Source organism: Paraburkholderia sp. EG304 (assembly GCF_046543485.1).
In the GTDB taxonomy this organism is placed as follows: Bacteria; Pseudomonadota; Gammaproteobacteria; order Burkholderiales; family Burkholderiaceae; genus Paraburkholderia; species Paraburkholderia youngii.
The window spans coordinates 1-9,507 of the sequence record NZ_JBKGUA010000113.1 but is presented as its reverse complement, the minus strand read 5'-3'; the positions used below and the strand labels follow the sequence as shown (position 1 = coordinate 9,507).

The window sequence follows — 9,507 nt, the reverse complement described above, 5'->3', positions numbered from 1 at the left end:
GATGTCATGCGCAACGCCAATCCTGACTTCCGGTCCGCTCGGTCACGTTCCCGAAATGACCGGTCACGTTGCCGAAATCGCCGGTCACTATCCCGAAACGGCCGGTCACGTTCGTCCGAAATACGCATCAATCCATACCTGGCCTTCGCGGGGTTGATCGCGGCCGGCCTCGCGGGGATTACCGAGAACCTCGAACTGCCCGGTCCATGTCATGGTGACGCGTACCGTGATCGCGATCTTCCGGATATTCCCAAAACGCTAAGAGAATCGATCGAGGTTGCATCAAATTCAGCCTGGCTGCGGGATGTCCTGGGAGATGATGTTGTTAAGCATTACGTGCATGCGGCCCGGTGGGAACAGTTGGAATATGATCGCCGAATAACAGACTGGGAACTCGGGAGAGGATTCGAGAGAACCTAGGGGCAGGCTTACCGTTAGCTTGCTGCGGAGAACTGAGCATGCCCGATGCTACAGAAAGGGAAATGGGCGGCAAGTAACCCGAAAACTGCTACTGCAGATGGTGAAGATTCTCGCTACGATGACAAAAAGCGTCCGAGACGTACCGATGCTGGCAGTTGAACTGCCAGCATGGCGTCCTTGGCAAGGACGGTAGTTCCTTCCAAGTCGGCTTCATCAGACGGCTATCGCGCCGGTCCTGTCATACACACAAAGGCTGTCAAACGCAGCTGTTGGGCCGACAGTGATGACGATGCTTCCGGGCCGGCCGCGCTGATCCATCGGACGCACTCATTCGAAGCGGTAGGCTTTGGTGACCGTGCCCCGAAACAATGCTTCGCGCTCTGCGGGACTCGCTTGCGCAGTCAACTTCTTGAAGGCGTTCCAACCGTTGCTGAAGGGATAAGAGCCCTTGTCCACGGGGAAATTGCTTTCGAACATGCAGCGGGCCGCACCGAATGCATCGATACACGTATAGATCCATGGCTTCCACGCCTGTGCCAATTGGTCCGACGAGGGTGGGCGTTCGCCCTTTTCGAACTCGAAGCCATTGATGCGCATACCAAGGCCACCCACCTTCACATAGACATTCGGCAGTTCGGCGAGTGTGCGCATTGAACGGGACCACGCATCGAATACTTCCTCGCGCTGCTTTGCATAGCTGGCGATCCGGAGAACGCCGCCGCAATGGTTGATGATGAAAGGCGTATGAGGATTCGACTTGGCCAGCTCGTACAACTCCGGCAACTGCGGAAAGAATAACCACGCGTCGTATGACAGTCCAAGCGAAGCTAGTTGTGCGACTCCCGCCCCGTAGTCCGGATCGAGCAGCAGCCCTCGCGGGGGCGCCGATAATGGATTGACAAGGGTCCGGTCGGCATCCCAAGTAACGAGGTGCCTAACGCCACGAAATCTGCCATCGCCAGCATGCAGTTCTGCCTCGAGAGCATCGCGCACCGCTGATCCGCGGCGAAGATCAGCGTAGCCGACCATGGCTTTTGCAACCTGCGGCTTGCCGCTCTGCAAAGGAGTCGTGACGCTTGCAACATATTCGATTTCTCCCACAGGGCGCAGTGCCTCGGGACCAGACGGGCGATACCGTGTCAGCGCCTGCATGAACACCGAGGCAGTAATGTTATGTCCCGAGCGCGCGTCCTCGAGATACTCGTCCAGAAGGTAGGTCCATCCTGGGCGCTCGTAGAAGTGATGATGCGCATCGATGATCGGCATGTCGGGTTCGAGCGCGGCTTCGGTGCCGCGAGCGAGCCAGTCGGCCCGAACGGGAAGGTAATTGCTCGTTGTGCTCATGAGGTGCTTTTCCTCTCTTGCAAACGCATGGCGCCCGGTAACAGGGGAGAGAATCATGGAAGCTGAGGCAGTGCCGAGCAATTGCCGACGCCGCGGCGAATGTGATTTTTTCATGCCTGTTCTCCGGAAGCCAACGCATGAAGTGACAGTGTCAGCAATGTCGTGATGCCCAGCGCGATTGACAGGCCAATCATGCCGGCCGAGAACGTACCGAAACCGTCTTTCAGATAGCCGATGAGATACGGTCCGACAAAGCCGCCAAGCGCGCCGAACGAGTTGATGAAAGCGAGCCCACCGGCGGCCGCTTGGCCTGAAAGGAAGCTGGTTGGGAGCGTATAGAAGATCGTTCGCCCGGCAATCGTGCCGATAAGCGCGAGCGTTAGGCCGGCCATCGTCGGAAGCAGTTGATGAAAGTACGTCGAGACGCCGAGCGCGATTGCGCCGATCAGCAGACCCGCGGCCAGATTCGCTATCGGCCCGCCGCGACTGTCGACTCGTTTGGCCCACCAGAGCAACGCAACAGTAGCAAAGAAGTAAGGCACTGCCGACATCCAGCCCGTCTTTGCCACGCTCATACCGTGAGCCCTCAGCATCTGAGGGAGCCAGATACCGATGCCGTAAGAGCCCATCGTGAAGCCGAAGGAAATCATCGCCAGAATGTAGGTTCGCACGTCCTTCAATGCCGCAACGAAATGCTTCTTCTTCCGACTTGACGTGTCTTCTCGATCGAACGCCCCCTGCAGAGCTTGCCGTTCGTCGTGCGACAACCACTTCGCATCGGCGGGCTTGTCGTCCAGCATTTTCAGTACCAGAAAACCGAGGACGCACGCGGGCAGTCCTTGAACGACGAACATCCACCTCCAGCCAGCTAGTCCCAAGACACCGTCCATGTGCAGCAGGCCAGCCGAGAGCGGCCCCCCCACGAGCGACGAGAGCGGCGTGGAGACGGTGAACCAAGCCAGAACTCGGGTGCGATAGGCAGGCGGAAACCAGACCGCGAGAAAAAAGATCACACCGGGGAAAAAACCGGCCTCGCCGATGCCAAGCATCAGCCGGATCGCGTAGAAGCTTTTCGGGCCGACAGCTAGTGCCGTTGCCGCTGCGAACAGCCCCCACGTGATCATGATGCGGGCGAGCCAGCGCCGTGCGCCGAAGCGGTACAGCGCGAGGTTACTCGGAATCTCGAACAAGCAATACCCCGCAAACATGATGCCAGCCCCCCAGCCGAACTGCGTGGCGGTCAAGTCCAGATCGCGGTTCATTGTCAACGCCGCGAAACCGACGCTGGTGCGATCGAGATAGTTGAAGAAGTACGCAAGCGCCAGTAGCGGAATGAAGCGCCGCGCGGCTTTTCTGACCGCGGAGTGCTCGAGGGTGGAATCCGCCGCGCGGCCTGTGGCGATATTCGATGAACTTAATGCCATGCCTCGTCTCCGGACAAATCGCGGCGTGCAGAGGCCCGGCCTCTGCGGAACAGTGACTGCTTGTTTGCTTCGCTGGTTCAGGCGCTGGCGAGTTCGTTCGCCGAAGGATTCGACGCATCGTGAGGCTGGGCGTCCCGACACTTGACAATCCCAGCCTCGACCAATCGTCCGAGATCCTCAGCCGTGTATCCGAGATCTGTCAGAAGCGCCTGAGTATCCTGACCGAGCGAAGGCGGCGGCGCGCGTAGGTGCAGGCGCTCACCACCGAGCGTCAAGGGCAGCAGCGCAGTCCGTGTCGCGATGGCTTGCCCCGCATCGCTGGCGTCAGGCGGCAAAGTCACTTGGGCGAGTCCGCCGGTAGCGAGCAGGTGCGGATCATCGAAAAGGTCCTGCGGCTTCATGATCGGCGCATAAGGCAGCCCGCAGCGCTCGAAGATCGCGCTAATCTCCGCGGCGGTGAACGCTTCCAAATGTTTTTGAAGCTGCGGCAGCAACCATTCGCGGGCCTGCACGCGCAGATTGTTGGAGGCTAGCCGCTCATTCGACTTGAGCTCCGCCAGCCCGAAAGCGTCGCAGAACGGCACCCATTGAGTATCGGAGACGACCGCAAGAAAGATCTGCTCGCCGTTTTTCACCGAGAACACGTCATAGATGCCCCAGGCTGAAATGCGGCTTGGCATCGGCGCCGCGGCAGTACCGGTCACCGTGTACTGCATCATGTGCTGTGCTACGAGGAACACATTGTTCTCGAACAGCGCGCTTTGCACTTCCTGACCCCGGCCGGTGCGTTCGCGTTGTGCGAGGGCCGCCATCGCACCGATCGCGCCGAACATGCCTCCCATGATGTCGTTGACACTCGTTCCGGCGCGGAGCGGCCTGCCTTCCGGTCCCGTCATGTAAGCGAGGCCGCCCATCATCTGCACGACCTCATCCAGCGCGGTGCGATGGTCGTATGGGCCGGGCAGAAACCCTTTATGCGACACGTAGATGAGACGCGGATTGATCCTGGACAGTGCAGGATAACCGAGGCGAAGTTTGTCCATCGTGCCGCTCTTGAAGTTCTCGCTGAAAATGTCCGCCCCTGCAAGCAGCTTGTGAATGATTTCCACGCCGCGCGGATCTTTTACGTCGACAGCGATGCTCTTCTTGTTGCGGTTGAACGTGCTGAAGAAGCCCGCCCCGGACCCGCGCAAAGCGCGCGTGCTGTCGCCGGAAATGGGTTCGACCTTGATCACCTCCGCGCCGAGGTCCGCCAGCACCATGCCGCATGTGGGCCCCATCACCATGTGCGTCATCTCGACGACGCGTACGCCGCTATACGGCAAATCTTGGTTGGCTCGCACTTTGCTCATTGCGCTAGTCTGATCCGGTAGTCTTCCGGTTGCGGCGCACGGGGTGCGTGGCCGTCTGCATATGCGAATCCTTTGGGGAGCCCCGCGTCCTGCAAGTGTCCGTATAACGCTTCGCGAGGCAACGCATCGGCGAGAATGGCACGCGCGGCGATCAGCCTGTCGATGTCCACGCCCGTGTCATAGCCCATGGCTTCCAGCAGGAAGACCAAGTCCTCAGTCACGATGTTGCCGGTTGCGCCCGGCGCATAGGGACAGCCGCCGAGACCCGCCTGGCTGGAGTCGATCGTCGTCACGCCGACTTCAAGCGCTGCGACGACGTTGGCAAGTCCCTGTCCGCGCGTGTTATGGAAGTGTGCACCGCCAGCCTTTGAGCCAAGTTCCGTTTGGAGCCGGCGAAACAGCCGGCGAACCTGGGTCGGGTTCGCGTAGCCGCTCGTATCGGACAGGCCGATTTCATCAACACCACACTCGGCCATTGCCAAACACATGCGCATCGTCTGGTCATCGGTCACAGTGCCGGCGATCGTGCAGCCGAAGGCAACCGAAATGCCGGCCTCTATCTCTACGTTTGGAAACCGTTCGTTGCGAAGCGCGACGATATTGCGCACTTCCTCGATCATCTGCTCATTGGTTTTCTGCATATTGGCCAGCGAGTGTTCTATGGTCACTGACACGGGAAGCGTGACCTTGTGCACGCCAGCTTCGAAACCGCGCTGACTACCACGCAGGTTCGGCGCGAGAACCGCGACGCGCAAATCCGGAATAGACAGCCCATGCGCGACGACTATACGAATGTCAGCCATCTGCGGCAGCAGCTTCGTCGGCACGAATGAACCCACTTCAATTTCCCTAAGACCCGCAGCGGCGAGCGCGGAGATCCATCGCAGCTTCGCTGCCGTGGGCATCACGGTTTTAACGCTCTGCAATCCGTCGCGCGGCCCGACCTCGCTGATCAACACTTCGGGATTCGGGGTATTCAAGAGTAACTCCATGGTTCTATGCAATAGATCGTGGGTCTACGGGATAGAACTCTAGATGGTCGGGTTAATCTCGTTAATAGGGGTGAACCCTTGATGTCAAAGTGAAACTTGAGTTCTGTCAAGCGAAACCGTAAAGTGACGGCAATTGACCGAAGGGGAAGAAATGACTGGCATTGGGCCCGACGACGGGCAGCGTTCAGTCGACGCATCGAAGACAAGCAGCGGAGTCGCGGTTCTTGACCGAGCTTTTGCTATTCTCAGCGCATTCGGCCCGACCGACGACCAGTTGACGCTAACCGAGCTTTCGCGCCGTGCCGGGTTGTACAAAAGTACGGTCTTGCGGTTGCTCGGCGCTTTAGAGCACGGCGGATTTATCCGGAAGTTGAATGACGGTCAGTACTCTATCGGACCTCAACCGCTACGGCTCGCAATGCTTTACCAGCGGTCTTTTCAAGTCGGTCCAGTGGTGGAGCCGATCCTTCAGCAGCTCAGTCGGGACTTGGGCGAGACGGCATCTTTCTATGTGCGGCAAGGTGACCAGCGCTTAGTTCTGTACCGCGTGGAGCCTTCGAGAAGCGTGAGAGTAGCGATACGTATTGGGGAGGAATTCGCGATTGACAACGGCGCCTCCGGCAAAGTACTGCTCGCTTTCACTGAATCGTCAGATCCGCGCTGGAATCGGGTGCGGGAACAATTGTGCGCGGTCTCATACGGTGAACGCGATCCTGAAACGACATCAGCATCGGTGCCGGTGTTCGATTCAACCGGTCAGCTAGTAGGCGCTCTGACTCTATCGGGACCGAAGGGCAGATTCGACACCCCATCTACGATCAAGCTTGCTCTTAAGGAGTTGCTTCTCAGCGCGCAGCGAGCGACGGTTGCCTTGGGGGGCAGGGGCGCGAAATACGATGCAAGCATCGCCAGATTCGTCCAGGAAGACGCCCCAAATCTTGAAGGACTGGATATCGATAGAAGCAGCTAAATGCGTCTCTTCATCGGCGCCTTTTGGTTGGTCCGCCTCGCCAACCGCTCTAGGAGCAAGACGACCTTACGGTCTCGCTGCTTCTATATTCGATAGAGTTTTCTGATGAATTGCCCACGACCGTCCGTGTGTAATTTATCTGCGGCGCTGATCGCGGGCATCGACGCGAACATCTCCTGGTTGTGACTGATCCTTATATCGACGAACTCGCCAAAGAGCAGTGCCTGCCGGTCACACTGTTCACATGGTGGTTAGTGCCTGCGCGCAACGTTAGTCACCGACCGGGTGGCGCGTGGTGTTGATCATCGGCTCCTGGGGTACGCTTGTCATGTGGGCGATCCGCCGCCAACTGCCGTGAAAACCGGCGCCGGCTTGCGCAGCACGCCATCTACAGGCAGCGGACAGTGTGACGTTCACGCTCACCTCGGCTCGTGGGCTAGCATGAGACACAGCGCGTGCATGGTATTCGCAAAGCAGCTCATCGTTGCGTGCCTTCCAATGACGCTAGGGGTGCTATTCCATTGCGGGGCGGCTGCAGCAACGCAAGTCAGCGTGTCTGAAATTGGCTGGAGCCCGCTCGACTCGCTCAGGACAGTCAGGTCCAACGGCGTAGCTTGTCTCACTTGCGCATGCGAAATCGCCGCGTCGGACATTATCAGGAGCGCAAAGGCGCCCACGAAGCCGCACCGTTGGGCCCGGATGAAGCATGCATCTGACACTGATCGGCATTGCATCTTTGTGGACTAACTCACCAGGGAAGCGGACCCGTTGCGTTCGAAAAGGTGCCGGTCGGCCCGTTTGTGTCAAGGAGGGCAAGGCGGACCGGCTCTCGGGCCGCATCTGAACCGCACCGGGAATCGTGGAGGCCGGTTGGGTCAAGTTAATGCGGGCATGTCAGCGGCACTTCGGAGTTGCCTGTAGTAGTGTGCCTCAGCCTCAGCGGGAGGGATATATCCGAGTGGTTTCATCAGCCGACAGTTGTTGTACCAGGCGACCCATTCCAGGGTTGCGAGTTCGCGAGATTCGCGTGTCTTCCACGGGGCGCGCCGATGAATCAGCTCTGTCTTGTACAGGCCGTTGATCGTTTCAGCCAGCGCGTTATCGTAGCTGTCGCCACGGCTGCCGACGGACGGCTCGATACCCGCCTCGGCTAACCGTTCGCTGTACCGAATGCTGACATATTGAGCCCCCCTATCGGAATGATGTATCAGGATCCCGTCGTCGCCTGGTTGACGTGCGTACAGCGCCTGTTCAAGTGCATCAAGAACGAAGTCCGTAGTCATCGAGGAACTGACCCGCCAGCCGACGATGCGGCGGGCGAACACATCGATGACGAACGCCACATACAGCCAGCCCTGCCATGTCGAGACATATGTGAAATCCGAAACCCACAGCAGATTCGGCCGGTCTGCCTTGAACTGCCGGTTGACTCGGTCCAGCGGGCGAGGCGCGCTCGTATCGGGGATCGTCGTGCGAAGCCGCTTGCCGCGTACAGCGCCTCGCAATCCCTGCAGCTTCATCAGCCGCGCGACCGTGCAGCGCGCCACCGCATACCTTCCCGGTTCATCTGCTTCCAGACCTTCGGCACGCCGTAGACCTGCATATTGGCCTGCCAGACACGCCGGATCTCCGGTTGCAGAGTATCGTCGCGTTTCGCGCGGGCGCAGCGCCTGGACGGATCTCGGAGCTGCGCCGCATGGCGTCGGTAACCCGACGGGGCAATCTGCAGGATCTTGCAGATTGGCTCGACCCCAAAGGTATCGCGATGCTGGTCGACGAAGGCCTTCAGGATTTCAAACGGCGGTCGAGCTCCGCCTGGGCGAAAAACGCGCTCGCGACCTTGAGAATCTCGTTGGCACGGCGGAGTTCCTTGACCTCGCGCTCGAGGGCCTTGAGGCGCTCGCGCTCTTCTGTGGTTACGCCCTCGCGCTCTCCGGCATCAATCTGATCGCGCTTGACCCAATCGTGCAGCGTCTGCGGCGTGCAGCCGATCATTGGCGCAATCGATTCGATCGCTGCCCACATTGACGGATGTTCGCTACGCTGCTCGCGCACCAGACGTACCGCACGCTCGCGAACTTCTGGGGAAAATTTGGTTACCTTCTTGTTCATGGCTCCATTGTCTCAAGAGTTGGAGCCTCCACAAAATCCGGTGCGGTTCACATCCTCGACTGACCCAGCTCTGGGTGCGTGGTTGCTCAAGTCAGTGGCTGTGAACCCTGGACAGACTGCATTGACCTTAATACCGGTTCCCTCCAGCTCAATGGCGAACGCCTGCGTTATCGCATTGAGTGCTGTTTTCGAGGTCTGATAGACACCGACATACTGCCTAGAGTAATCCGACGGGTCGTCCTTGAGCGTGAGGGAACCACCTGCGCTCGAAACGTTGACTATGCGAGCCGCCGGCGCTTTTCGAAGAAGCGGCAGCATCGCCTGCGTAACGGCGACAACTCCAAACACGTTCGTCTCGAAGACCAAGCGCATATCGTCAACGGTTGCGCGGCTCACCTTATCCCCGTCTCTCATTTCATTGGCAGGCGTCCCCAGCTTGATTGGACGTGATATACCTGCGTTGTTGATCAGGACATCGAGACGTCCCCAAGTATTCTCGATCTGCCTGGCAGCCGCGGTAATCGAGGACTGATCGGTCACGTCGAGTTGGATCGCTTGGCTGTCACCTCGAAGACTTCTTGCCGCTGCCACACCAAGGCCGAGTTTGCGTGCGCCGATGAGTACCTCGAAGCCTCGGGCCGCCAAGTCCTTCGCGATCTGAAGGCCAATTCCCTTGTTTGCGCCGGTAACGAGCGCCACGGGGGTGTTATGCATGTTTGCTCCGTTCAAGATGATGGTTTCGAGCTGTCGAGCGTGATTCGCTTACGGGTAAGCGGCTCGGCAGGGCCGATCCCCGATCCGCGCGCGCGTGGGGCATGATGTGAGAGCGTGGATTGTTTGCATGGTCGTTGACACGACCTATCTCGATCTACCCGGTCAAGCGGTGTGCGTGG

Annotated in this window: 6 protein-coding genes, 2 pseudogenes and 1 other annotated feature; of the genes and pseudogenes, 2 read left to right on the top strand and 6 right to left on the bottom strand. The window is 59.1% G+C overall.

Annotation, left to right across the window (positions count from 1 at the left end; translation table 11 throughout):
• Positions 1 to 420 (top strand): annotated as a pseudogene (locus ACLFKU_RS41560) (hypothetical protein); the annotation flags it as partial.
• A 327-nt stretch (positions 421 to 747) separates the two neighbouring features.
• Here the strand turns inward: ACLFKU_RS41560 and ACLFKU_RS41555 are convergent.
• The 4 genes from ACLFKU_RS41555 to ACLFKU_RS41540 form a co-directional block, all read right to left on the bottom strand.
• Entirely contained in the window at positions 748 to 1,878 is a 1,131-nt protein-coding gene (locus ACLFKU_RS41555; RefSeq protein WP_026228592.1) for an amidohydrolase family protein, read from the bottom strand.
• Positions 1,875 to 3,188 carry an MFS transporter gene (locus tag ACLFKU_RS41550; RefSeq protein ID WP_368587790.1) on the bottom strand — a complete coding sequence of 438 codons (1,314 nt, stop codon included), beginning with the start codon at positions 3,186 to 3,188 and terminating at the stop codon, positions 1,875 to 1,877. Before ACLFKU_RS41550 ends, ACLFKU_RS41555 begins: the two co-directional genes overlap by 4 nt.
• A gap of 77 nt (positions 3,189 to 3,265) precedes the next feature.
• Positions 3,266 to 4,540 carry a CaiB/BaiF CoA transferase family protein gene (locus ACLFKU_RS41545; protein WP_410853099.1) on the bottom strand — a complete coding sequence of 425 codons (1,275 nt, stop codon included), beginning with the start codon at positions 4,538 to 4,540 and terminating at the stop codon, positions 3,266 to 3,268.
• A complete protein-coding gene (locus tag ACLFKU_RS41540; protein ID WP_410853098.1) occupies positions 4,537 to 5,532 on the bottom strand; it encodes a hydroxymethylglutaryl-CoA lyase in 996 nt (331 codons plus the stop codon). Before ACLFKU_RS41540 ends, ACLFKU_RS41545 begins: the two co-directional genes overlap by 4 nt.
• A gap of 151 nt (positions 5,533 to 5,683) precedes the next feature.
• On the opposite strand from ACLFKU_RS41540, the gene ACLFKU_RS41535 reads away from it, so the two are divergent.
• Positions 5,684 to 6,502 carry an IclR family transcriptional regulator gene (locus ACLFKU_RS41535; RefSeq protein WP_410853100.1) on the top strand — a complete coding sequence of 273 codons (819 nt, stop codon included), beginning with the start codon at positions 5,684 to 5,686 and terminating at the stop codon, positions 6,500 to 6,502.
• 875 nt (positions 6,503 to 7,377) lie between these two features.
• Here ACLFKU_RS41535 and ACLFKU_RS41530 read toward each other — a convergent pair.
• Both ACLFKU_RS41530 and ACLFKU_RS41525 read right to left on the bottom strand, forming a co-directional pair.
• Positions 7,378 to 8,614: pseudogene (locus tag ACLFKU_RS41530) on the bottom strand (IS3 family transposase).
• Positions 8,217 to 8,333: a sequence feature (AL1L pseudoknot), on the bottom strand. (Overlaps the previous pseudogene by 117 nt.)
• Before the next feature lie 12 nt (positions 8,615 to 8,626).
• A complete protein-coding gene (locus ACLFKU_RS41525; protein ID WP_410853097.1) occupies positions 8,627 to 9,328 on the bottom strand; it encodes an SDR family NAD(P)-dependent oxidoreductase in 702 nt (233 codons plus the stop codon).
• Positions 9,329 to 9,507: the final 179 nt, after the last annotated feature.

Bases quoted from the DNA above. Each gene is read 5' to 3' on its own strand.
- ACLFKU_RS41525 (WP_410853097.1), bottom strand. From the start codon at position 9,328: ATGCATAACACCCCCGTGGCGCTCGTTACCGGCGCAAACAAGGGAATT.
- ACLFKU_RS41545 (WP_410853099.1), bottom strand. From the start codon at position 4,540: ATGAGCAAAGTGCGAGCCAACCAAGATTTGCCGTATAGCGGCGTACGC.
- ACLFKU_RS41540 (WP_410853098.1), bottom strand. From the start codon at position 5,532: ATGGAGTTACTCTTGAATACCCCGAATCCCGAAGTGTTGATCAGCGAG.
- ACLFKU_RS41535 (WP_410853100.1), top strand. From the start codon at position 5,684: ATGACTGGCATTGGGCCCGACGACGGGCAGCGTTCAGTCGACGCATCG.
- ACLFKU_RS41550 (WP_368587790.1), bottom strand. From the start codon at position 3,188: ATGGCATTAAGTTCATCGAATATCGCCACAGGCCGCGCGGCGGATTCC.
- ACLFKU_RS41555 (WP_026228592.1), bottom strand. From the start codon at position 1,878: ATGAAAAAATCACATTCGCCGCGGCGTCGGCAATTGCTCGGCACTGCC.